This window comes from Polynucleobacter paneuropaeus, assembly GCF_003261235.1.
GTDB classification, from domain to species: Bacteria; Pseudomonadota; Gammaproteobacteria; order Burkholderiales; family Burkholderiaceae; genus Polynucleobacter; species Polynucleobacter paneuropaeus.
The window spans coordinates 525,686-549,970 of record NZ_CP030085.1 but is presented as its reverse complement, the minus strand read 5'-3'; the positions used below and the strand labels follow the sequence as shown (position 1 = coordinate 549,970).

The 24,285-nt window shown below is 47.2% G+C and carries 23 protein-coding genes and 1 tRNA gene; 5 read left to right on the top strand and 19 right to left on the bottom strand.

Features of this window, described 5'->3' with window-relative positions; all coding sequences use genetic code 11:
- The first annotated feature begins 102 nt into the window (after nt 1-102).
- The gene (locus Pas1_RS02965) at nt 103-453 is read left to right on the top strand and encodes a CidA/LrgA family protein (RefSeq protein ID WP_112294444.1); all 351 of its coding nucleotides are present in this window, start codon (nt 103-105) and stop codon (nt 451-453) included.
- A complete protein-coding gene (locus tag Pas1_RS02960) occupies nt 446-1,174 on the top strand; it encodes an LrgB family protein (RefSeq protein WP_112294443.1) in 729 nt (242 codons plus the stop codon). The genes Pas1_RS02965 and Pas1_RS02960 overlap by 8 nt, the downstream gene beginning before the upstream one ends.
- A 21-nt stretch (nt 1,175-1,195) precedes the next feature.
- On the opposite strand, the gene Pas1_RS02955 is transcribed toward Pas1_RS02960, so the two are convergent.
- From Pas1_RS02955 to Pas1_RS02930, 5 genes are all read right to left on the bottom strand, one after another.
- Nucleotides 1,196-2,014: a hypothetical protein gene (locus tag Pas1_RS02955; RefSeq protein WP_112294442.1), complete on the bottom strand. Its 819-nt coding sequence runs from the start codon at nt 2,012-2,014 to the stop codon at nt 1,196-1,198.
- Between the two features lie 91 nt (nt 2,015-2,105).
- Nucleotides 2,106-3,431: an ATP-dependent DNA helicase gene (locus Pas1_RS09835; protein ID WP_112294441.1), complete on the bottom strand. Its 1,326-nt coding sequence runs from the start codon at nt 3,429-3,431 to the stop codon at nt 2,106-2,108.
- Nucleotides 3,432-3,806: 375 nt separating this feature from the next.
- A tRNA-His gene (locus Pas1_RS02940) sits at nt 3,807-3,882 on the bottom strand.
- 54 nt (nt 3,883-3,936) lie between these two features.
- Nucleotides 3,937-5,019, bottom strand: coding sequence for a tRNA dihydrouridine(20/20a) synthase DusA (gene dusA / locus Pas1_RS02935; protein ID WP_112294439.1), 1,083 nt, complete (start codon nt 5,017-5,019; stop codon nt 3,937-3,939).
- Nucleotides 5,019-5,318: a hypothetical protein gene (locus tag Pas1_RS02930; RefSeq protein ID WP_112204557.1), complete on the bottom strand. Its 300-nt coding sequence runs from the start codon at nt 5,316-5,318 to the stop codon at nt 5,019-5,021. The genes dusA and Pas1_RS02930 overlap by 1 nt, the downstream gene beginning before the upstream one ends.
- Nucleotides 5,319-5,397: 79 nt before the next feature.
- Between Pas1_RS02930 and Pas1_RS02925 the strand changes: the two genes are divergently transcribed.
- Nucleotides 5,398-6,171 carry a sulfite exporter TauE/SafE family protein gene (locus Pas1_RS02925; protein ID WP_112204558.1) on the top strand — a complete coding sequence of 258 codons (774 nt, stop codon included), beginning with the start codon at nt 5,398-5,400 and terminating at the stop codon, nt 6,169-6,171.
- Between the two features lie 9 nt (nt 6,172-6,180).
- Nucleotides 6,181-7,371, top strand: a complete 1,191-nt coding sequence (locus Pas1_RS02920; protein ID WP_192874760.1) for an MFS transporter — start codon at nt 6,181-6,183, stop codon at nt 7,369-7,371.
- 15 nt (nt 7,372-7,386) lie between these two features.
- Here Pas1_RS02920 and Pas1_RS02915 read toward each other — a convergent pair whose 3' ends face one another.
- The 10 genes from Pas1_RS02915 to scpB all read right to left on the bottom strand — a co-directional run bounded on the left by Pas1_RS02915 (nt 7,387) and on the right by scpB (nt 18,661).
- Nucleotides 7,387-7,803, bottom strand: coding sequence for a type II toxin-antitoxin system VapC family toxin (locus Pas1_RS02915; protein ID WP_112204560.1), 417 nt, complete (start codon nt 7,801-7,803; stop codon nt 7,387-7,389).
- Entirely contained in the window at nt 7,803-8,060 is a 258-nt protein-coding gene (locus Pas1_RS02910; RefSeq protein WP_215274674.1) for a type II toxin-antitoxin system Phd/YefM family antitoxin, read from the bottom strand. The genes Pas1_RS02915 and Pas1_RS02910 overlap by 1 nt, the downstream gene beginning before the upstream one ends.
- A 124-nt stretch (nt 8,061-8,184) precedes the next feature.
- Nucleotides 8,185-10,002, bottom strand: a complete 1,818-nt coding sequence (gene typA, locus Pas1_RS02905; protein ID WP_112209488.1) for a translational GTPase TypA — start codon at nt 10,000-10,002, stop codon at nt 8,185-8,187.
- Between the two features lie 63 nt (nt 10,003-10,065).
- Nucleotides 10,066-10,995 (bottom strand): tRNA pseudouridine(55) synthase TruB, encoded by a 930-nt coding sequence (gene truB / locus Pas1_RS02900; protein ID WP_225971641.1) that lies wholly within the window; start codon nt 10,993-10,995, stop codon nt 10,066-10,068.
- On the bottom strand, nt 10,982-11,350 hold the full coding sequence (gene rbfA / locus Pas1_RS02895) for a 30S ribosome-binding factor RbfA (protein WP_112204566.1): 369 nt from the start codon (nt 11,348-11,350) through the stop codon (nt 10,982-10,984). Before rbfA ends, truB begins: the two co-directional genes overlap by 14 nt.
- Before the next feature lie 18 nt (nt 11,351-11,368).
- Entirely contained in the window at nt 11,369-14,098 is a 2,730-nt protein-coding gene (infB, locus tag Pas1_RS02890; RefSeq protein ID WP_112294437.1) for a translation initiation factor IF-2, read from the bottom strand.
- Nucleotides 14,099-14,111: 13 nt separating this feature from the next.
- The gene (nusA, locus tag Pas1_RS02885) at nt 14,112-15,593 is read right to left on the bottom strand and encodes a transcription termination factor NusA (protein ID WP_112204570.1); all 1,482 of its coding nucleotides are present in this window, start codon (nt 15,591-15,593) and stop codon (nt 14,112-14,114) included.
- Complete coding sequence (gene rimP / locus Pas1_RS02880; protein ID WP_112204572.1) at nt 15,590-16,081, bottom strand: ribosome maturation factor RimP; 492 nt, start codon at nt 16,079-16,081, stop codon at nt 15,590-15,592. The genes nusA and rimP overlap by 4 nt, the downstream gene beginning before the upstream one ends.
- Before the next feature lie 189 nt (nt 16,082-16,270).
- Nucleotides 16,271-17,974 (bottom strand): 23S rRNA pseudouridine(2605) synthase RluB, encoded by a 1,704-nt coding sequence (gene rluB / locus Pas1_RS02875; RefSeq protein ID WP_112204574.1) that lies wholly within the window; start codon nt 17,972-17,974, stop codon nt 16,271-16,273.
- 6 nt (nt 17,975-17,980) lie between these two features.
- On the bottom strand, nt 17,981-18,661 hold the full coding sequence (gene scpB / locus Pas1_RS02870; RefSeq protein WP_112204576.1) for an SMC-Scp complex subunit ScpB: 681 nt from the start codon (nt 18,659-18,661) through the stop codon (nt 17,981-17,983).
- Between the two features lie 196 nt (nt 18,662-18,857).
- On the opposite strand from scpB, the gene Pas1_RS02865 reads away from it, so the two are divergent.
- A complete protein-coding gene (locus Pas1_RS02865) occupies nt 18,858-19,751 on the top strand; it encodes a patatin-like phospholipase family protein (RefSeq protein ID WP_112204578.1) in 894 nt (297 codons plus the stop codon).
- Between the two features lie 15 nt (nt 19,752-19,766).
- On the opposite strand, the gene Pas1_RS02860 is transcribed toward Pas1_RS02865, so the two are convergent.
- From Pas1_RS02860 to Pas1_RS02845, 4 genes are all read right to left on the bottom strand, one after another.
- Complete coding sequence (locus tag Pas1_RS02860; protein ID WP_112294436.1) at nt 19,767-20,411, bottom strand: C40 family peptidase; 645 nt, start codon at nt 20,409-20,411, stop codon at nt 19,767-19,769.
- 127 nt (nt 20,412-20,538) lie between these two features.
- Nucleotides 20,539-22,197 carry an ABC transporter ATP-binding protein gene (locus Pas1_RS02855; protein WP_112294435.1) on the bottom strand — a complete coding sequence of 553 codons (1,659 nt, stop codon included), beginning with the start codon at nt 22,195-22,197 and terminating at the stop codon, nt 20,539-20,541.
- Complete coding sequence (locus tag Pas1_RS02850) at nt 22,194-23,219, bottom strand: ABC transporter permease (protein ID WP_112237545.1); 1,026 nt, start codon at nt 23,217-23,219, stop codon at nt 22,194-22,196. Before Pas1_RS02850 ends, Pas1_RS02855 begins: the two co-directional genes overlap by 4 nt.
- A complete protein-coding gene (locus Pas1_RS02845; protein ID WP_174683303.1) occupies nt 23,216-24,280 on the bottom strand; it encodes a microcin C ABC transporter permease YejB in 1,065 nt (354 codons plus the stop codon). Before Pas1_RS02845 ends, Pas1_RS02850 begins: the two co-directional genes overlap by 4 nt.
- Between the last annotated feature and the right edge of the window lie 5 nt (nt 24,281-24,285).

Genomic DNA, 24,285 nt, shown 5'->3' with positions numbered 1-24,285 from the left:
GCTTTTCGCAGAACTATATAGAAGCCCTACTTTAAGTGGTCTTATCTTAAACAATAAATATGATATTGCGGTGCAACAATCATCGACCTGTAAGATCTCATCATGATCTGGGGTCTAGTACAAATTCTGCTATTTCAAGGTATCGGTGAGCTGATTTCACAGTTCGCCTTACCCACTCTGCCTGGGCCGGTGATTGGTCTCGTTTTACTCATCCTTTGGCTGGTCTTGCGCAAGGGAATTAATGCGGATTTAGCAATGGTCGCCGATGGCTTTAGTCAATATTTTGGCATCCTATTTGTGCCAGCCGCAGTTGGAGTAGTCCTATTTTTGCCTCAATTGAAGGCAAATGCATTGGCGATTATTTGCGCTTTGGTGGGTAGCGTGATTCTGACGATTGCCTCTGCGGCTATTGTGGTTCGCTTTCTGAGTTTAGAGAAATCATCCCATGACTGAGAAACACTCCATCGTCGAGATTTGGGTCTACCTCTCGGGTAGTCCCCTCTTTGCTTTATTCATCACCTTGACCGCCTATCAAATTGGCCTATGGATTTATCACCACTTCAAAAATAATCCTTTAGCCAATCCCGTAGCAATTGCCATTCTCTTAGTGTGCTGCGTGATTCAGGCAATCGATATGCCCTACTCAAGTTACTTTGAGGGCGCCCAATTTATTCACTTCTTACTAGGGTCAGCAACCGTGTCTTTAGCAATACCGATTTACCGAGGGCTTCATAGTCTTAAGGGAAGGTCCCTGCCACTGATTGCCTCTTTGGTAACCGGCGGACTGGTCTCCATCATCAGCGGTGTTGGGATTGCAAAGCTACTCGGAGCTGGATCAGAGATCACGGGGGCGATGTACCCTAAGTCGGTCACTGCACCAATTGCAATGGGAATTGCTGAACGGATAGGCGTATCACCAACCTTAACGGCGATCTTCGCAGTTGCTACCGGAATTCTGGGGGCCATCTTGGCACCCTTTGTGCTCAATACCTTGGGCATGAAAGCCTGGTGGCAAAGAGGCTTTGCGATTGGCATTGGCGCCCACGGTATTGGCACCTCGCGCGCCTTTAGCATTCATCCAGAAGCAGGAACTTATGCCAGCCTAGCGATGGGCATGAATGGCGTGATCAGTGCAATAGCTATACCGGTTCTGTATCACCTACTCAATCGGTAAATTCAAATACCAGTATTTCTCTTAGAAATTAATCGTGGCAGAAAGTTGTGGACCCGCATTGGTGTAATTGGTATTACCGTTCGTCGCCTTCAAATGAAAACCCATCGCGCGATAAGCCAAGGTAATGTCGCCCCAAGAGAAGGCATCTCCAACACCAATTAAGGCTTGCCAGGTGCCATTGTTTGAACCGGGACCTTTACCAGCATCAGCGTAGTAAGGAATAAACCAAGAGCTATCCATAATTCTGGCGCGACCTTTGAAGCCAATCACTGGATCAGTTGTCTGATTAGTGTAAGAAGGATAGTTTGTTGCGGTAGCAGTTCTTCCGCCAGCACTATCCACAATGAAGTTTGAAGTTAAGGTCGTTGTGCTGGAAATATATCTGGCACCCAATAATCCATCCAAGTAGACACTAGGCGTACTTAATACTGTATATGTTCCAGCCATCGTAAGCATGGTTTGCGTCTGCTGAGCGTTATAACCACCATACAAACTACCGTCTCCAGGTCTACGAGTGTAATAAGTAGCTCCGCCACTTCCAGAAAATTGCCAATAGACTAAGTCACCCATTAAGCCCCAATTGCCTTTATGCGCTTCTAGGGTAAACATCCCTACCGAACCCGTATTGTTCAGATTTTGGTTCATGGATGTATCAGATGTAGCCGAGTATTTACCGACACTGGTTGTTACCCAAGATGCAGGCACCCATCCAGAAATGGTTCCTGCAAAACGCCAATTGTCATTCACAGTCGGCATCGGATTAACAGTTTGAGCTTGACCTACTGAGATCAAAGCAAGAGCCAAGGATGTAACTAAAAAAGATTGAATGTGAAATTTCATGGTGGAAAGATATGTTTGGGATTATTGCTACTTAGAATTTATCAATAATAAATTGTATCCCGCGGTCACAGCATTTGGGGCTAGAGGCTCTTTAATTTAAACAATTGAGGTAAAAGCGTTTGATTTCTGCATCACAGCTGACATCTTTTGGCTCAATGGGCCTTTGCAGGGTAATACCCTCAATCGATCTGCACCGACTTAGTGCTACATAAACTTGGCCTGAAGCAAAAGTACCTGAAGATAAATCGACTTTGACCTTATCCAGAGTCTTGCCTTGGCTCTTATGAATGGTGACTGCCCAAGCTAGCATGAGCGGAATTTGTTCATAGGTGCCAATGATTTGAGGTGAGATCTTTCCTAACATCATGTCGTGCTCGTAGCGATAAGATTCCCATTGATGGGTCGTGACTTCAACTGTATTGCTGTAGGGACCCTTCTGCACCAGCACCTTCACTTTATCGGGTAACAGCTCGCGTACCACACCAACAGTGCCGTTCACCCAGCGCTTCGGGAAATTGGGATCGGTAGCAGTGAACATCACTCGAGCACCAACCTTGAGTACTAAGTTTGCTGCTGAGGGCAGATTACGCTCATCGATGCTGAACTTGCCAGTTGATTTACTCGAATAGGTTTTGAGTTCTGTTTCTAGCGCTCGTAACCCTGCCCCATTAATTTGATCTGCCCTAGCATTGGTGGTTGTGAGCGTAATCGTTTGATCGTCAATCTCTTTAGCGGAGGTAAAGCACTCGTGATTGAGAATATCCAAGGCTTCATCAATGTTTTGATTAATACGAATGCGATTGAGTAACTCTGCGAAGCGTTCATCTTTTTGCCGAAAGATCTTGGTGAGCTCAATCATAGTGACATCTTTACGATGCAGGGCCATGGCATAGAAAAAATAAGGTCCTTCGTAACCGCGCTGGGCAAGCACTTCCATGTCGCTACTAGAGACTACTGGTGGCAATTGGAATAAGTCGCCTACGAATAGGACTTGAATGCCGCCAAAGGGTTTTCCTTTGTGGGGGCCGTTTTCTCGTAAGAAAAGATCCATCGCATCGACCACATCAGCGCGCACCATGGAGATCTCATCAATGATGAGCAAGCGAATATCTTTATAGAGTCGTTTATCGCGCAGTGGCTTGATGTCTTCTTCAGGAAAGATGAGACGTGGTGGCAACCTGAAGAAAGAATGAATCGTGACACCCTTGACCTGTAAGGCAGCGACACCCGTTGGGGCAACCACGACAACGTTGCCGGGGATATGTTCTCTGAGATAGCCAATCAAGGTAGTCTTGCCAGTTCCCGCCTTACCACTGACAAAGATATAAGGGTCTTGCCGCTCTATGGCGTTAATCACAGCCTGGTAATCAGGGGTGATCTCAATATCGGATGAATCAGGGGTGCTATGTAAGGACATGCCCTATTGTTTCATGCTCGGGCAAGACTAGAAGCTATTTCGAAACAACGCACTGATTTCTGCCTGCTGTTTTAGCCTGATACATGGCTTGATCGCAATCTTGATAAGATCGACTTAAGACATTTGCAGCCAATCCATCATGCCGATCTGAGGGATTAAATACGGCAATACCAATACTAATTGAGCAGAAAATGACATAGGGTCAGGAAAAATAAACTGCCCCAAGAAGCGATGAAGAAAGAAAATGATGCTAATGCGAGAAAGAAGAGGCCAGCAGGCCAATACCAAATCTTCTCAGTTTCTTTGTATTCATCGCGTTGAGAAACAAAGCCCAACATCAAACCCATCAAAATAATGAAGGCGGAATGGAGTAAATGGGGCGAACGACGGGGCTCGAACCCGCGACAACCAGAATCACAATCTGGGACTCTACCAACTGAGCTACGTCCGCCGTTGTAGAAATGAGATTATAGCTTTTTGCTTAAAGCCTGCCAAATACCCCAAATTAGGCGGTTTCGAGCTCAAATGCCGCCCAATCCCCTAGGGTCAAACTGGCGTCCAGGAAGAAATCCGCTATCGCTGCCTTGCTCTGGACTTTAGCTAAGGTATGGTGGTCTGAAAGTCTTTGGCGCCAATAGCGTGAACCTGCCCTGCCGTGGGCTAAACCTAAGATATGTCTTGTAAAAGCGCCGATATAGAAAGGCTTACCTTTAGCTTGGCATTCATCAAACCAGGCTTGTACTTGCTTGACCAAGGCAATCTGAATCCGGTGCCACTCCGTTTCACTAAACAGATAGCCTGCTGCTTCTCCATGCGTATTAATCAAATCATCCCAGCCCAATAGCATCGCCGGAAAATGATATGCCGCCCTACCGACCATGAAACCATCAAAGTCCTCCCAATGGCCAGCGATCTGATCATTGGTCTCAAGACCGCCATTGAGAAGTACTTTTAGTTTCGGAAATTGTTTTTGAGCATCGATGCGCAACTGTTTCGCTACTTCGTAATGTAAAGGCGGCTTGCTACGATTTTCTTTAGGAGATAAACCTTTCAGCACTGCATTACGCGCATGAATCGTCACTTGACTAGCACCTGCATCAGCCACGGCAAGAATAAAGTTGAGAGCAAATTGATAATCTGCTTTGGAACTAGATGCATCCATATGATCTAAGCCTAAGCGATGCTTAACAGAAATCGGAATATTGACCACACTCTTCATCGCCTTGACACAGTCAGCCACAAGCTCGGGCTCAGCCATCAGACAAGCGCCAAATGCACCACGCTGCACACGCTCTGAAGGGCAACCACAATTAAGATCAATCTCATCGTAGCCCCACTGTTGAGCAAGTTCTGCTGACTTAGCCAAATCACTGGGTTCTGATCCACCCAATTGCAATACCACTGGGTGTTGGTCTTGCGAATAATCCAAATGTCTTGGTACATCACCATGAAGTAAAGCGCCGGTGGTGACCATCTCGGTATAGAGTACCGCCTCTTTTGTGAGGGCGCGATGAAACGATCGGCAATGGCGATCGGTCCACTCCATCATAGGCGCGACTGCGAGACGTTTTTTATGAATATCTGTCATTAGTCAAAAGTGAAGCGATGCTTCAATGTACCCGCTGCTCCACCAGGTCTAGTATTGGTGCCGCTGCCACCATTGAGATTAAGAATATTACTATTGGGTGCTTTCTTTTGCTTATCGATATCATCCAGATTCACATCAGTTGTACTGGACTGATTCTGCACTGGTGGAGCGTAAGGACTCTTTTGCACTGGGAAGGCTTGATTAGAATTAGCTGCACTAGTTTGATCAGCATGCGTATTTATGCTGTAGCTAAAAACTATAGCAAAGAGAGCCGCGAGGAAGATCGGTATCAGGCGCATAGGGCTCCATTATAAAGGGGGCTATACAATGCAGCTTGGCATACCCATTCAAGCTAAGGCTGTAATTTCGTGATGCAATATGTTTGATCTTTCCCTATTTAATATTCTATTTTTAGTGCTCGCTGCATTACTGGCTGGTCTCATTGACTCGATTATGGGCGGCGGTGGAATGATTCAAGTGCCTGCCCTATTTGCTGTGTTTCCAGGGCTCACTCCCGCCACCTTATTATCGAGTAACAAGATCGCATCGGTTATTGGTACTACTGGGTCCGCCTTTCAGTACACGCGTGTCAATAAAACCCCTTGGCGTTTAGTCGCCCTCTCTTGTTCAGCAGCTTTTTTAGCTTCAGTTGCTGGCGCTTATTTAGTAACGCAGATACCTAATCAGTGGCTGCGGAGCGCGCTACCTTTTTTCTTAGCTGCACTTTTGATCTTTAATCTCAAGTCAAATGCTGGTCTAGTGCATGCGCCACGTCATCAAGACCATAAACAAAGTGCAATTGCCTCATTAGGCGCCAGCATCATTGGCTTCTATGATGGCTTCTTAGGGCCTGGAGCTGGATCCTTTTATAAATTACTCTATACCCGCATCTTAGGTTTTGATTTCATCAATACTGCGGCACCATCAAAGTTCCTCAATGTTGCCTCTAACCTAGGTGCACTTTGCGTCTTCTTCTATTTGGGATTTTTTGATCTGCGACTCGGTCTATTTATGGCCGTAGCTAACTTTATTGGTGGGCAGATTGGTAGTCGTATTGCGCTCAAGTATGGCAATGGCTTTATTCGTAAGGCCTTCTTTATTTCAGTATCAGCCTTAACGCTCAAAACCTTTTATGACGCTTTTTTAACCTAAACTTTGATCATGATCCAAGCTCACCCCCACCACTCTCCAGACTCACATCAATCCCATATGCCAGGCTGGATGGTCTTTCTCTTTGCCTGCGCATGCGGTCTGATGGTCGCTAATTTGTACTACTCTCAACCGCTGATTGGCTTGATTGCCCCTGAGATTGGTTTAAGTGATTCGGCTGCTAGCTTGATTGTGACATTAACTCAGATCGGTTATTGTGCTGGCCTTATTTTGCTGGTCCCGCTAGGCGATCTGGTTGAGAACCGCAAGCTGGTGATCTTCACAATTTGTGGCGCGATTTTGGCACTCTTTATTGCGATGCTTGCTCAGAATGCGACCTGGTTCTTAATGGGCTCCTTATTAGTCGGCATTGGTACCGTCGCTGTACAGATGCTCATTCCGATTGCTGCCCACATCTCCCCAGAAGAAACACGGGGTCGTACTGTCGGTAACATCATGAGTGGTTTGTTGCTCGGTATTATGTTGTCCCGCCCAATCTCCAGTTTGATTGCGCACTCATTTGGCTGGCGTCCTGTATTTGGAATTTCTGCCTGCTTACTGGTTTTGCTGGCCGTGATCTTGTGGCTACTCTTACCGATTCGTAAACCGAATTCTCATCATCACTATTTTTCTTTAATTGCTTCACTCTGGCCTTTATTGCGCGATACCCCCATCCTGCGTCGTCGCGCTATTTATCAAGCCTGTCTATTTGCTTCCTTCACTTTATTCTGGACCATCTCCCCCGTTCTGCTGGCGAGCCCAATGTATTCCTTAACCCAGCTTGGAATTGCCTTGTTTGCCTTAGCAGGAGCAGCGGGTGCCTTAGCAGCTCCGATTGGTGGTTGGCTGGCAGATCACGGCCAAACTAAGGTCGCAACTGCGGGCTCTCTATTGACTGTAGCGGGTGCATTTTTATTATCCCAATTGGGAGGTATGGGCTCTTTACCAGCCCTCGTACTCGCCAGCATCTTGCTCGACTTAGGCGTGCAATGTAATGTCGTCTTGGGTCAGCGTGCGATCTACTCGCTAGGCGCAGATATACGCAGCCGTTTGAATGCGCTTTATATGGCGATCTTCTTTGCGGGTGGTGCGATTGGCTCGGGTATTGCGAGCCTGGCTTATGTCACTGGCGGCTGGAGTCTCGTGGCTTGGATTGGCTTTGCCTTTCCGATCGGAGCCTTTATTTACTATATGACTGAATAGAAAATAGCAAAAAGATTAGGCCCACGGATCGAAAATTTTTACCCCTGACTGACTAAAATCTGAGACATTTCTAGTAACAATCGTCATGCGATGTTCAATTGCAGTTGCAGCAATCATAGCGTCGCGCTCTGACTTTGGATTGGGTACATGAAGGCTAGCGCAGCGCTGAGCAACAGCCGTATCAATGGGGAGAACTCTTTCAGAAAATGTTCCTAAAACATTTTTGTTTAGCCATTTTCTTAAGACCGAACCCTGCTTCTTGTCGCGTCTTTCAATTTGCAAGATCCCCATCTCTAATTCAAATATCGAGATAACTGAAATAAACATTGAATTTGCAGAAATTCCTTCAGCCCACTGCTCAACTCGCTTGCTAATTCTGCCGGTACCCGCTTTTCTAAATTCTGACACAACGTTTGTATCTAACAAATACATTACAAAGTATCTCCGGTTGGCTTAGACAAGCTGTGCATTTTCTCAGGCTCGAACTCAATATCGCCTGCACTCTTCATACCCACAAGATCTAGAATGCTTTTGCTTTTTCCTGTAACTCTTTCATACTCAGAAAATGTCATCAAGACATGTGCGGGTCTTCCGCGATCGGTGATTAAAACAGGTCCAGTTTTAGCTGCTTTTTTTGCCCTGCTGGTATCTTGATTAAATTCACGACTTGATAAGGTAGTAATCATCAGCGCAACCCCATGCTTTCTCTCTAATGTAGCAATGTTACTACAAAATTAAGACATCGCAAAACCCCTATTAATTAGGGGAAAAGGTTGAAAAAAAGCCACCCGAGGGTGGCTTTTCTGTTGGCGATTACTCGCGTGATGCTTTCTTACGATCATGCTCTTTCAGGTGACGCTTACGAACACGAACACTCTTTGGAGTTACTTCGACCAATTCATCATCGCTGATGAATTCAACTGCGTATTCCAAAGTCAAATCTACAGGGGTAACCAAGCGCACAGCCTCATCGGTACCTGATGAGCGAACGTTGGTTAATTGCTTACCTTTAATCGGGTTTACAACCAAATCGTTATCACGACTATGGATGCCGATGACCATGCCCTCATACACGGGGTCGCCATGCTTCACGAACATACGGCCACGATCTTGTAATTTCCAAATTGCGTAGGCCACTGCTTCACCGTCGTCTTGGCTGATCAACACGCCGTTATGGCGCTCGCCCAATACACCGTCTTTAGCAGGAGCATAAGCATCAAAGGTATGACTCATTAATCCATTACCGCGGGTCATGGTCATGAAGTCGCCCTGGAAACCGATCAAGCCACGTGCAGGGATGCGGTACTCTAAGCGGGTTCGACCTTTACCATCGCTGACCATATCAAGCAACTCACCTTTACGCTTACCTAAGTCTTCCATGACGGCACCTTGGGTAGCGTCTTCAACGTCCACAGTCAGGTTCTCAAATGGCTCCATCTTGACACCATTCTCTTCGTGGAACACCACACGTGGACGGGAAACTGCTAACTCGTAGCCTTCACGACGCATGGTCTCTACCAAAATCGTGAGATGCAATTCACCACGACCAGAAACTTCGAAGACGGTGTCGTCATCAGTCTCTTTAACGCGCAAAGCCATATTAGATTTAAGCTCGCGATCTAAACGCTCACGAATCTGGCGGCTCGTTACAAACTTGCCTTCACGACCAGCTAAGGGGCTCGTGTTGACCATAAAGTTCATGGTTAAAGTAGGTTCATCAATCTTGAGCATTGGCAATGCCTCTGGAGTGTCAGGCGCACAAACCGTAGTACCAATTGCCAGTTCTTCAATACCATTGATCAAAGCAATATCACCCGCAATCGCCTCATCCACTACTTCACGCTCTAGACCCTTAAACTTAAGTACTTGATTGACGCGACCTTTAAAGGGAACGCCATCTGGTCCATTCATGCAAATGACTTCCATGCCAGACTTCACGCGGCCACGGTTAACACGACCAATACCGATTTTTCCAACATAGCTGTTGTAGTCAATCGAAGAAATCTGAAATTGCAATGGGCCATCAGGATTGTCATCGCGAACAGGCACATACTTCAGAACCGCATCAAAGAGTGGGCGCATATCGCCTTCGCGGACATCTTCTGTCATCCCTGCATAGCCATTAAGGCCGGATGCGTAGATGATTGGAAAATCAAGCTGCTCTTCCGAAGCGCCTAATTTGTCAAATAACTCAAAAGTGGCATTGATCACATAATCACAACGGGCACCTGGACGATCCACTTTATTAATCACTACGATCGGTTTTAACCCGAGTGCCAAGGCCTTCTTGGTGACGAAACGGGTCTGAGGCATTGGACCTTCCACCGCATCAACCAAGAGCAATACACCATCAACCATCGAGAGCACGCGCTCTACTTCGCCACCGAAGTCAGCATGTCCTGGGGTATCTACAATATTAATGTGAGTGCCGTCGTATTCCACAGCACAGTTCTTCGAGAGAATGGTAATACCACGCTCTTTTTCAAGATCGTTTGAATCCATGACGCGTTCAGTCATTTTTTCATTGGAACGGAAAGTGCCGGATTGACGCAAGAGCTGGTCAACCAAGGTGGTTTTGCCATGGTCAACGTGGGCGATGATGGCGATATTACGGAGTGCGCGTTTAGTCATGTGAAGCTTCTAAAGTTAAGGTAAAAGTGAAATCAGGTTAATGAATAAATAAGTCAAAATGGTTTAATGGGCCTGAGAAATCAAGCGTTTGGGATGTAATACCCCAGATCGCCAATCCGCAGTTCCAATGAAATTATGGGGGGCCGCAGTAGCCCGATAAATACGCACTAGGGCTTCAATCGAAGGCAGATTCAAGGGCACTCTTTGCCCCATCTCTAAACGTTTTGCCTGCTGCTCATCCACTGTTAAGTGGGGCAAGGTTTGCAATAAGGCATCGACTGGAAGAATATAGGTCGAGCTCTCTTGCAAGCATTTTTGGATTGATTCCAAGGTAAAGGACTGCTCAAGATTGAGGTGCCCCACTTCGGTACGGCGTAGGCCAATTAAGTAAGCGCCACAGTTCAACGCTGTACCAATATCTTCTGCAAGGACGCGAATGTAAGTACCCTTGCTACAACTTACTTCCAAAGTGGCTTGCGGCCACTGTATATCTGTCCAACGAATACGATGAATGATGATCTCTCTAGGCGTACGCTCGAGCTCTACACCAGCGCGGGCATATTCATATAAAGGTTTGCCATCTCGCTTGAGCGCAGAATACATTGGTGGCACTTGTTTAATGGCGCCAGTAAATTGGTGAAGAACTTGGTCTAGCGCCTTCTGAATTGCTGTCTGATCTGCAAAGATTGGAAGATCAAAGGCTTCAACTACTTCACCTTCAGCATCACCAGTATCGGTTCTGCTTCCAAACTGAACCTGCGCAATATAAGTCTTGTCGGCATCGAGTAAGTCTTGCGAATATTTGGTAGCCTCACCCAGGCAAATTGGGAGTAAGCCTGTAGCCATTGGGTCTAGAGTCCCAGTATGACCAGCTTTTTCTGCATTGAAGGCGCGCTTGACAGCGGTGACAGCCCCCTGAGAACTCATTCCAGCAGGTTTATCTAACAACACGACACCATCGATCCGTACTGACATAGGATTACTTAGTTTCATCCCGATGATCACTATCCACTGCTTGATCAATCAGTTTGGACATCTCAATACCGTGCTCAACAGAATTATCGTAATGGAAATGCAAGGTTGGTACGGTATGAATATGCAAACGCTTAAACAATAAAGAATGTAAGTAACCTGCTTTTTCTTGCAAAGCCTGTAAGGCATGATCAGGCTCAGCGCCCAACACGGTAAAGAAAACCTTAGCGTGGGCTAAATCAGGAGAGAGCTCAATGCTTTGCAGTGTAATTAAACCTAAGCTTGGATTGCGCAACTCTCTTGGAATCAGCTCGGCCAGGTCTCGCTGAATTTGATCGGCAAGGCGCTGGTTACGATGGGGGCTAGCTTTATGCATAAGAACTTGGCGATTTGCTTAGAGGCTTCTAGCGACTTCAGTCACTTCGAATACCTCTAACTGATCGCCTTCCTTAATGTCGTTATAGCCTTTTAATGACAAGCCACACTCAACACCGGCACGCACTTCTTTAGCATCATCTTTGAAACGCTTGAGCGAATCCAATTCACCAGACCAAACAACCACGTTGTCACGTAAGAGGCGGACACTGGAAGTGCGTTTTACAACGCCGTCAACAACCAAGCAACCCGCGATCGCGCCGACTTTAGATACCAAGAAGACTTGACGAATCTCAACAAGACCTATGATTTCTTCTTTCTTATCTGGAGTCAACATACCACTCAAGGCTGCTTTGACTTCGTCTACTGCGTCATAAATGATGTTGTGATAACGAATATCTACGCCATTGTTCTCTGCCAGCTTACGAGCAGCAGCATCTGCGCGGGAGTTAAAGCCAATAATGACAGCCTTAGAAGCTACAGCCAAGTTCACGTCAGTTTCAGTGATACCACCTACGCCAGCGTGAACGATTTGAACCTTCACTTCAGGGGTAGAGAGTTTCTGCAAGGACTGTGAGAGTGCTTCTTGTGAACCTTGTACATCAGCCTTGATGATCAATGGCAAGAGCTTCGCTTCAACTGCGCCCTCTTCCATATTTTCCATCATGGTTTCGAGTTTGACTGCTTGCTGTTTAGCCAACTTCACGTCACGGAACTTACCTTGACGGAAGAGCGCAATCTCACGAGCCTTACGCTCATCTGGTACAACTTGCACTGACTCACCAGCTGCTGGAACCTCGGATAAACCTTGAATTTCTACTGGAATTGATGGGCCTGCCTCATTACAAGGTTTTCCATTCTCATCCAACATTGCACGAACGCGACCAAAACTTGAACCTGCCAAGAGCATATCGCCACGTTTGAGGGTGCCCGACTGAACCAAAATGGTTGCGACTGGTCCCTTACCTTTATCTAAGCGAGCTTCAATAACGAGGCCTTGTGCTGGAGCGTCTTTAGGTGCCTTGAGTTCCAGAACTTCTGCTTGGAGAAGAACGTTCTCGAGGAGTTCGTCGATACCAACACCAGTTTTTGCAGAGACTGGAATAAACGGTACATCGCCACCATACTCTTCTGGCACAACCTGCTCAGCGACCAATTCGGTTTTGACGCGCTCTGGATTGGCTTCAGGTTTATCAATCTTGTTAATCGCAACAACAATGGGTACACCTGCAGCAAGCGCATGGTGAATCGCTTCTTTAGTCTGTGGCATGACACCGTCATCAGCAGCCACTACCAGAATCACAATATCAGTCGCTTTTGCACCACGGGCTCGCATCGCCGTAAACGCTTCGTGACCTGGGGTATCTAAGAATGTAATCATGCCGCGTGGGGTTTCCACATGGTAGGCGCCAATGTGTTGAGTAATACCACCCGCTTCACCGGAGGCTACTTTTGCTAAACGAATTTTGTCGAGCAAAGAAGTTTTACCGTGGTCAACGTGACCCATCACCGTAACAACTGGTGGGCGTGGCAATAACTCAGCATCGTGGGGTTCGGCACCGATATCCAAATCAGGATCATCAAGCTTAGCAGCATGGGCTGTATGCCCCATCTCCTCAACGATGATCATTGCAGTATCTTGATCGAGCACTTGATTAATGGTGACCATCTGGCCCATACCCATTAATAGCTTGATTACTTCAGCACTCTTGACAGCCATTGCGTGCGCTAGTTCAGCAACGGTAATGGTTTCAGGAACATGTACATCACGAACCACTGGCTCAGTCGGAACCTGGAAATTGGTATCGACATTAGCCTCAGCAATTTGACGTTGTTTCTTGCGACCACCGCCTGAGCGCCAACCACCAACACCACCCGAAGAATCACCGCGAGTTTTCAGACCGCCAGGACGTTTAGCGCCCTCTTCTTGCCATGTGGATGAAGTCTCGGAGGACTTAATGGTCTTACCGCCAACCTTTACGGCTTTCTTCTTATCCTCAGCACCTTCAACTTTAGCGGGCTTATGGAGTGTTCCTTTTTTAGCCTCTTCCGCAGCAGTTTCGCTTGGCGCCTTCAAGACACGAGCAGGCGCACTCATCATGTCGCGAATCGCTAAGGCTTCTGCCTCAGCAGCAGCGCGACGAACCCGAATTTCAGCAAGTTCTTTTTCTTTAGAAGCGGCCACATCTTTTGCAGCTTTTTCCGTTGCGCGTTTCTTTTCAACTGCAGCTTCATCATCGGTTTTGGTAGCAGATTCAACTGAGGCGACTTCCTTCTGACGCGCCTCTTCAGCTGCATTCATCTCTGCCTCTTGACGAGCTAAGAGTTCGGCTTGGCGAGTTGCTTCAGCGGCGCGTTTTTCTAATTCTTCCTCTGACAGAATTGGCTTGGCGGCTACAGCCGCCTTAACAGGCTTAGCTACTTCTGCTTCGGGGGCAGCAGCAGCCTCACCACCCTTAACAAGAACGCGCTTTTTACGGACCTCAACTTGAACGGTACGAGTCCGCCCTGCAGAATCTGCCTGACGAATCTCAGAGTTCTCGCGCTTGATCAGAGTAATCTTTTTACGACTCCCCGCATCGGCATTACCGTGCTCTTTTTGCAAATGCTCAAGCAGGACTTTTTTATCCTTCTCGGTAATGCTGTCGTCTTCAGAACCCTTATCGATCCCCGCTGCCTTTAATTGCTCCAAAAGGTCAGTCGAGGTCCGTTTAAGTTCCTTAGCGAGTACTTTTACTGTTGTTGCCATTCACTGCTTCCTCTTATGAAGTAAACCAATGTTCACGCGCTTTCATGATGAGCGCTTTCGCAGTTTCTTCGTCAATTTGTGTCGCCTCAACCAGCTCATCAACAGCTAATTCAGCAAGGTCGTCACGGGTATGTACTTGATTATCTGCAAGCTTCGCAATCAACTCAGTAGTCATGCCATCTAAAGAACGCAAGTCTTGGGAAACCTCACCAATACGCTCTTCTTTAGCTAACTCCATAGTCAATAAAGAGTCGCGGGCACGAGTACGTAACTCGTTCACAGTATCTTCATCGAATGAGTCGATTTCCAACATCTCGGAAAGAGGAACATACGCAACCTCTTCCAAAGTATTAAAGCCTTCTTCAATCAAAATATCAGCCACTTCTTGGTCAACGTCTAATTTGTCCATAAACAATTGACGAACTGAAGAAGCTTCTTTTTCTGTTTTCTCAGCAGACTCTTCTGGAGTCATGATATTGATTTGCCAACCCGTCAAATCACTGGCTAAGCGCACGTTCTGTCCGCTACGGCCAATCGCAATTGCCAAGTTTTCTTCATCAACTACTACATCCATAGCGTGACGCTCTTCATCAACCACGATAGAGGAGACTTGAGCTGGTGCCAAGGCGCCAATCACAAACTGTGCTGGATCTTCTGACCACAACACGATATCTACGGCTTCACCAGCAACTTCATTACGTACGGCGGTGACGCGAGTACCACGGACACCAACGCAAGTACCGATAGGATCAATACGCTTGTCATAGGTGACAACGGCAATCTTGGCACGGATACCAGGATCACGAGCAGCGCCCTTAATCTCCAGTAAACCCTGTTCCATCTCAGGAACTTCATTCTCGAACAACTTGATCAAGAAATCAGGGCAAGTACGGGATAACTCGATCTGTGGACCCCGCGCTTCACGATCCACTTTGAGGATATAAGCACGAACCCGGTCGCCAGAGCGAAGGTTCTCTTTAGGAATCATTTGATCACGACGCAGCAATGCCTCTACTCGGCCAGATTCAATGATTAAGCCATTCTTATCTGCCCGCTTGACGGTACCGGTCATGACTTTTTCGCCACGCTCTAAGTAATCGTTCAAAATCTGCTCGCGCTCAGCATCACGAATACGCTGCAAGATTACTTGCTTAGCTGCTTGTGCTCCGATGCGTCCAAATGCCAAAGATTCAATTTGCTCTTCGATGTAATCGCCGACTTCCATGTCAGCCAATTGCTCTTGGGCTTCGAATTGCAGAATCTCTTTATCTGGCTCTTGTAGACCAGCCTCATTAGGGACGACTAACCAACGACGGAAGGTTTCGTATTCACCAGACTCACGGTCGATGGAAACACGAATATCTACATCCTCGTTTGGATAGCGCTTCTTAGTGGCCGATGCCAACGCCATTTCTAGCGCCTCGAACACAATAGCTTGATCAACGTTCTTTTCACGCGCTAGGGCGTCTGCCAACATGAGAACTTCTCGGCTCATGACTTTCTTCCTTTGAAATCAATTACAGGGACCAACCGAGTCTTATCGACCTCGGCTAATGAAAACTCCAATTGCGACTCAGCACCGTCGGTGCCTTCAAACATCAAACCAAATTTGGCATCAGGCGAATGAATATCACCACTCAGCAAACCTTGCAACACACCACGAAAATTCTTACGACTACCTACGGCAATACGCAACTTCAAATCCACTTCCAGACCAGCAAAGCGAACAAAATCTTCAGCCGACTTTACGGGACGATCAAGACCTGGAGAAGAAATCTCCAGACGCTCATAAGGAATGTTTTCAACCGGCAATGCATAGCTCAGCTGATGACTTACCTTTTCGCAATCCTCGACCGTAATCAAACGTTCGTAATCCGGGTTTTCAATCGTGACGCGAAGCAAACCCCCAGCTTCGCGCTCAATATCGACTAGCGCGTAACCTAGGTTTTGCAACTCTGCAGAAATAATCTGCTGATCTCTCACATCACTCCTTCATACCGAATCGGCAAAAAAAATGGGCTTCAAAGCCCATATTCTCGAATTCAGAACAGGCCGGCCTACGTTGATCGCAACATCAGCCGGGAAATACACACTGCTTAGATCCAACTAAAAACAGCGGTAATCCGCTGTCAGACTAAGATTATAGCCGAATTAACAGAAAATCGATAGAAATCAGAAGCTTTCGCTTGGATTACGGGGCTTTCTGGGGCCTTTATTAAAGGGCTTACGACCCTTAGGGGCACTACGTTTCGGTCCATTTCCAGGACTTTGAGGAGTACCAGTCACAAATGCAGACTGCCCGTGATGGACTTTTTTAGCCTTATTGCGATTTTGGCCCTGACCGCCTTGGCCTGGCCTACCGCCCTGCGTTCTGCCACGGAACGGGCCGCGACCTTCGCCACCGCCGCTGGGTTGTCCATTTTTACCTTGATGTGTTAGGCCATGATGGCCACTGGCTAATGTCAGTGCATCGCGCGAACCCCAATATGAGACTGAAGTTTGCATCGGATCTGGCTGGTGATCACCACCCGCTTGAGTATTCCGGTGATGGCCATTGCCATTACCGTTGGGGTTGCGACTTTTATCTTGAGCTTGAGGAACTTTCAACCCAGCGGAACGCATGAGTGAAGCAACACCTTCAGCAGGAACCTCTTCCCATTTGCCGCGTCTTAATCGTGGGGGCAACAAGAACATGCCATAACGGGTTCGCAGCAAACGAGACACAGTGTGACCAACCGCTTCAAACATGCGACGCACTTCACGATTACGGCCTTCGGTTAAAGCAACGTGATACCAACGATTGGCGCCGTCACCACCACCCATAGTTAAGCGCAAGAAGCGGGCTTGACCATCATCTAGTTGAATACCAGTTTTTAGTTGCGTCATCGACTCTTGACCGAGCTCACCCAAAATGCGCACAGCGTACTCACGCTCGATACCGTAGCGTGGATGCATTAAACGATTGGCTAGCTCACCGGAAGTCGTGAAGAGAAGTAAGCCTTCAGTATTAAAGTCTAGGCGACCAACTGCAATCCAGCGGCCTTGGCGTGGCTTTGGTAAACGATCAAATACAGTTGGACGTCCTTCGGGATCGGATTGACTTACGATTTCGCCAGAAGGCTTGTGATACAAAATCACGCGCGGTGGTTTGGTCTGAATCTTGCGATGGACTTGTTTACCATTAATGCGAACTTGATCAGTAGGTCCAATGCGTTGACCGATATGTGCAGGCAAGCCATTTACCGAAACACGACCCTGAATAATCAAGTCCTCCATGTCGCGGCGTGAACCCATACCCACGTCAGCCAAAACTTTGTGTAGCTTAACAGTATCTTCATCGTCAGCTTCGTCATCTAGACCATCTAAATCAGACCAGACCTCGTCACGCAAACTTAAAGGTAATTCATCGACGTTTGCAAACTGCAAACTACTCATTTCTTCATCGGTGGGAGCATCAGCATCTTCATCATGGCGAACACGTTGTGCACGACGCTCAGCACCGGTCTGATGCGAAATCTCGCTCTCATTAAAGCCATCAGGATTTTTTGCTTCGACTACTTCTGGAGCATCTAGAGCAGCATCAAACTCACCTGAAACTACAGAAGCAAACAAGGCTTCGCTCTCAGCGGGATTAGGGGCTAATTTAGCAAGCTGACCGCCGCCTTCACGAGGACCTCTTGAGTCACCACCTTCTCGACGTGGCTTGTCTTTATTGAAGGGACGCTTCTTATTAAAGGGATGTTTACCAGGTCTACGAGGACGACGCTCGCCACCCTCATGTACTTCGGCAGATGCACCTTCCGCTGGGGATGGGGCTGCATCAGTCTGAGGTGGGTGCACTACTGGTGGTGAATCGTTTTCGTTGGAGCTAGTCATTAATAATTATTTTTGCTCGCCAGGATTGTCTGACGGATCGCTTTCTTCGGTTATTTCGATGGTGATCTCTTCCACCATTTCAATCGTGGTTTCTTCTGTAACAATTTCAGTAATAGTTTCAGTGGCACTATCGACATTGAAGTCAATCACCGCTTGACCTACTGCCTCGGCTGCTGGCGCTACATCTTCCAACATCGGCAGACTTTGTAAATTGCTTAAGCTCAGATCATCTAAGAACTGTTTGGTTGTGGCATACAAGCCAGGACGGCCAATAGTTTCTTTATGGCCAATCACTTCAACCCAACCACGGTCTTCTAATTGCTTCATGACGTTACTGCTCACAGCAACGCCACGAATCTCTTCAATCTCGCCACGTGTCACCGGTTGACGATAGGCGATGATGGCTAAAGTTTCCATAACAGCCCGAGAATACTTAGGAGGCTTCTCTGGAGTCAGGCGATCTAAATACTCGCGCATTGACAAGCGACTCTGAAAACGCCAGCCGGTTGCAATATGCACTAATTCCATACCCTTGTCTTGCCATTCGGCTTGAATGATTTCCAAGACTTCTTTAATTTCAGTAGTGGAAACATCCTCTACAAATAGGCGCGTGAGATCAGCAACACTGAGTGGCTCTTGCGCGCACAAGAGAGCAGTTTCAATTACGCGTTTATTGTGATCATCCATAAAGTCGGGCTACCAGGCAAAACCTGAGTAGGCTTAAAAAAGTAATTCAGTAATGGGCTTGAGATGTTCTCTCGGTATAACAGGCAATCAATCTCTGGATTTCTCGTTAGAAGAGACGCCGGGGCTGCTAAAGAGTATTTTAGGTATCTTTTTTAGCAGTCAGGCCATTATAAGGTAGGCTCAATACAATAGCCATATGCAAGAAGCTTCCCCCAAATTACCCCCATCAACTCCCCGCCGCCAGCTTTTAGGCTGGGGGCTGGCGCTGGCTGGCGGTTTGAGCCTTGAAGCCTGCAGCCTTTTCACGCCTCGTAAGCCTGTATTGGGCCTAGTCCTAGGTGCGGGTGCAGCAAGGGGATTTGCCCATATCGGCGTTATTAAGGCTCTAGAAGCCCAAGGCATCCGCCCCAATTTGGTAGTGGGTAGTAGTGCTGGAAGCGTGATTGCTGCCCTACTCGCTTCGGGCGCAACAGGCAATGATCTCAATCGCTTAGCTCTGAATTTAGATGAGGCCACTATCGCAGATTGGGGGTTACCCTTTGCTGGGCGTTTTGGAGGCTTGATTAAAGGTGAAGCTTTGCAAGCAATGGTCAATCGTGAAGTGCGTAACAAAATGATTGAGCAGATGAATCTGCCGCTCGGCATTGTTGCCACTGAATTACAAACTGGCAAAGGTGTGCTCTTTCGTTCGGGTAATACCGGCTTAGCAGTCCGTGCATCATGCAGTGTGCCCGGAGTTTTCCAACCAGCAACAATTAATGGCAAAGAATATGTGGATGGTGGTTTAGTAGCCCCCGTACCGGTGAGTTATGCCAGACAGATGGGCGCCACTGTTGTGATCGCAGTCAATATCTCTTCCGAGCCATTGCATCAGGATGCTAGCGGTACCTTCGGAGTCTTACAACAAACGATTTCGATCATGCAGAACAGCATCAATCAATACGAATTAAAAAGTGCTGACATTGCGATACAGCCCCAACTCAAGCAAATGAGCGGGAGTGATTTCAAGTCCAGAAATGCAGCTATCTTGGCTGGTGAGATCGCCACGCAAGAGCAAATGGCGCTCATCAAAGAAAAACTTAAGCTGTAATTGCTTGGGTTTTAACTATAGACTTTGAGGTTTGCGTTTGATATTGTTCACTTGATTGAGCAGTTCACGACGCTCAGAGTCATCTAAAGAATCAGAACCATCCAGACGACGAGCGCCATCAAAGCGACGATCCCAATACACACTACTTAAATCATCGACACGAACACTCGCACCTTTAGAAGGTGAATGAATAAATTTATTGTCGCCAACATAAATACCGACGTGCGAGAAAGTCAGACGCATCGTGTTAAAGAATACTAAATCGCCAGGCTGAAGATCATCGCGATTAATTGGCTTACCAACCCGACTCATTTGGGTCGACTTGTTCGGAAGCAAAAATCCCAACTTATCTTTAAAGACGTAGGCCACAAAACTACTGCCGTCCAAACCGGACTGAGGCAACTCTGTGTTCCAGCGATAACGCACGCCAATCACTACCATTGCTTGATTAATTAAGGACTCAGATTTTTCCGAGACGGAATCGACCAAACGATCCGATGCCCGAGAGAAGTAGGATTTACCAGCCTGAAACATGCTTTCTTTTGGAGCCTCACCAGCTTCCTCAGCATGCGCAAGTCCAGTGCAGGCAAAAAGCACAGCAATCCCCAAAGACATCAAAATGCCTTGGTGGAGTTGAGGGGCTACTTTTTTTAGGGACATCCGCCGAGTGTAACAAAGAAGCTTGGCGATACCAAGACCAGGACTTATCAATAACTCTATGTTTACAAACAGTTTTTTTGAAATTTATGAAGAAAATGCACCAATTTAGCCCATTAAACTAGAGTGCCTAGGTAATTTCAGCTGCCTCGAATAGCTCTTTCGTATAGGTCTGCTTAGGGTGCTTAATGAGGGTTTCGGTCTCCCCAAACTCGACCATTTTGCCACCTTTGAGCACCATGATTTCATGAGACATCGCTCGAATGACAGCCAAATCATGGCTAATCATCAGGTAAGCCAGATTGTATTTTTTCTGTAGCTCAGTGAGCAAGGCTAATACTTGTTTCTGGATCGAAACATCTAAAGCCGAAGTGGGCTCATCCAGTACGAGGATCTGGGGTCGCAAAATGAGTGCGCGTGCAATTGCGATGCGCTGTCGTTGTCCACCAGAAAATTCGTGGGGATAACGGGTCAAGGCAGAACGGTCGATACCAACCTCTCGCAAAATATCCAACACCCTTTGCTCTCGCTCAGCGCTACTGAGTTTTGGGAAATGGATATCTAATCCTTCAACAATAATTTGCATTACCGTCATGCGTGGCGAAAGAGAACCAAAGGGGTCCTGAAAAATGACCTGCAAGCTTGCGCGTAATTTTCTGCGTTCGGCTGATGTGAGTTTTTGCCAATCATGTCCGAGTACATCGACTGAACCAGTCACTTCTGCAGCAGAATCACTCAAGAGTCCCAGTATTGCCATTCCTAAAGTGGTTTTACCAGAGCCAGACTCACCGATCACCCCAATGGTCTGACCTTGCCTCAAGCCAAAACCAATTTTCTTTAATACCGAATGCCGAGGTGCCTTCTTAAACCATGATTCTGAATCCAGGCTGGGATACGAGACCGATAAATTATCGGTTTGCAGCAAGACTGGGGCAAGCGGCATCACCGGCGCGAGATCCCGCACCGGCTCACTATTCACCAAAGTTTGGGTATACGGATTTTCTGGGTGCTCAAAAACTCGCTTGGTCGCTCCAACCTCAACTAAGTTACCTTGATTTAAGACTGCGACCCGATGCGCAAAGTGCTTCACAAGATTAAGATCATGCGTAATCAACAGAATACCCATGCCGCCATGGTCTTTAGATTCCTCCTGCAGCGCTTTAAGTAAATCTAGAATCTGCAAACGCAAACTCACGTCCAATGCTGTTGTAGGCTCATCCGCAATCAACAGACGAGGCTTGCATGCCAAAGCCATGGCAATCATCGCACGCTGTCTTTGTCCGCCCGATAGCTGATGCGGATAAGAATGAAAACGTTTTTCTGGTTCAGGAATACCAGTCTTACGCAAAAGATCGACAGCTGCTGCAAAGCAATCTGCTTTAGAAATGAGTGGCTCGTAAATCTGGACCGCTTCAACAATTTGATTACCAACAGTGAATAAAGGATTCAGAGCGGTCATCGGCTCTTGAAACACCATAGCAATTTCACGTCCGCGTATCCTACGAATTCTCTCGATCGGCAATGACAATAAATCGACTGGTTGGGTCGCACTCTGTTGCTGTGCATCTTCCTGGCCACTCCACCAAATTCTGCCTGTCATCTTGGCGCCCTCGGGCTCAAGCCTTAAAGGGGCGAGTGCCGTTAAGGTTTTACCAGAACCGGATTCACCAACTAAAGCCACTCGTTCGCCGACCCCAATCTCCAGATCAAGATGGCTAACGGCAAACTTCTCACGACGTCCTGTTCCAAAAGAAATACTCAGATCTTCGTAGCGCAATAAGGCATTCATGATCGTACCCCACCAATCGATCCTGACTGACGTGAGTCAAAAGCATTACGCAATGCCTCCCCCATGAAGGTTAAGAGAAGAAGTGTTGCTACTAAGACTATAAAAGTGGAAAGCGAAATCCACCAGGCATCTAAATTACCTTTACCCTGCGAGAGCAACTCGCCAAGACTGGGTGTCCCTGGTGGCACACCCAAGCCCAAGAAGTCCAAACTCGTAAGAGACAAAATGGCAGCACTCATTCGAAAGGGCAGAAAGGTGATGACTGGTGTCAAACTATTCGGCAGAATATGGCGCAACATGATTTGAAAATTGGTCAGGCCTAAAGCTTTAGCAGCGCGCACATACTCGAGGGCACGATTGCGATAAAACTCGGCCCGCACATAATCAGATAAACCCATCCAACCAAAAGCGGCTAGCAACACAATCAACAGTAAAACGCTCGGATTAAAGATTGAGGCAAAAATAATCAATAGGTATAGCTCTGGCATGGAGCCCCAGATCTCAATGAGACGCTGAGAGATTAAGTCAAATTTGCCGCCAAAGAAACCCATTAGTGAGCCCGTGATGATGCCTACTCCAACTCCCACAATCGTGAGCGCAAGACCAAACAGAATCGATAGCCGAAAACCATAGATCAAGCGTGACAGAACATCGCGCCCACGATCGTCGGTTCCGAACCAATTCTCCGCGGATGGTGGCGCGGGATTGGGAACTCGAGAAAAGTAATTGAGGGTTTCATAGCTGTAAGGAATCAGTGGATAGATTGCCCAATTACCATCGCTCGTAATGTTATGACGAATATCAGGATCTAAAAAATCAGTAGGTGTAGCAAAGTCTCCGCCAAAAACGGTTTCAGGTTGATTGCGCACAATTGGAAAATAAAAGTGTCCGTCATAACGAACAATCAATGGTTTGTCATTGGCAATAAAATCAGCACCCATACTGATGCCGAATAGCAGCATAAAAATCCACAGGCTGATGTAGCCAGTGCGATTGCGCTTGAAGCGTTGCCAGTGGCTCACGAGCCCCCTCCTGCGCCAAACTGAATCCGTGGATCAATATAGACATAGCAAAGATCGGAGATCAACTTAGTGAACAAACCAATCAGCGTGAATAAATACAAAGTACCAAACACCACTGGGTAGTCACGTCTCATCACAGACTCATATGACAGAAGACCAAGCCCATCTAAAGAAAACAAGGTCTCAATTAGCAACGATCCAGTAAAGAAAGCACCGATAAAGGCTGCCGGGAATCCCGTTACTAGGGGTAAGAGTGCATTCCGAAAGACATGCTTCCACAAGACTTGATGCTCACTCAGACCTTTAGCTCTTGCCGTCAACACGTACTGTTTACGAATCTCTTCTAAGAAAGAGTTTTTGGTGAGCATGGTGACTACTGCAAAACTACCCAGCACCATTGCTGTAATCGGCAAGACTAAATGCCAGAGGTAATCCAAAATCTTGCCGATTAAGCTGAGGTCCGACCAGTTGTCTGACGTCAAGCCGCGCAGGGGAAAGAGTTGTAAGAAACTCCCTCCGCCGAAAAGTACTAGCAATAAAACCCCCAAGACAAAACCTGGAATGGCATAACCTACCAAGATGATGGTACTTGTCACCGTGTCAAAGCGAGAGCCTTCTCGAACAGCTTTAGCAATCCCCAGAGGAATGGAGATCAGGTAGGTGATGAAGAAAGTCCATAAACCAATACTGATCGAGACCGGCAATTTAGATACCACTAAATGCCACACACTTTGATGCTGGTAGTAGCTTTGTCCCAAATCAAATCTGGCAAAGCGCCCTAACATCATGAAGTAACGCTCGAGTGGTGGCTTATCAAAACCATATAGTGCTTTAACCTCGGCTAAGCGCTGCTCATCAATCCCCTGTCGGCCACGATAGGTCGCACCAGCACCCGAGGATTCTGAACCACCTACAGATCCATTGCCTTTACCTTTGAGCTCCAACACCATTTGCTCCACAGGACCACCAGGAACAAATTGCACTACCGCAAAGGTCAGCGTTAGGACCCCCAATAAGGTAGGAATCATTAATAGCAAACGCTTAGCAATATAAGCACGCATCTGGA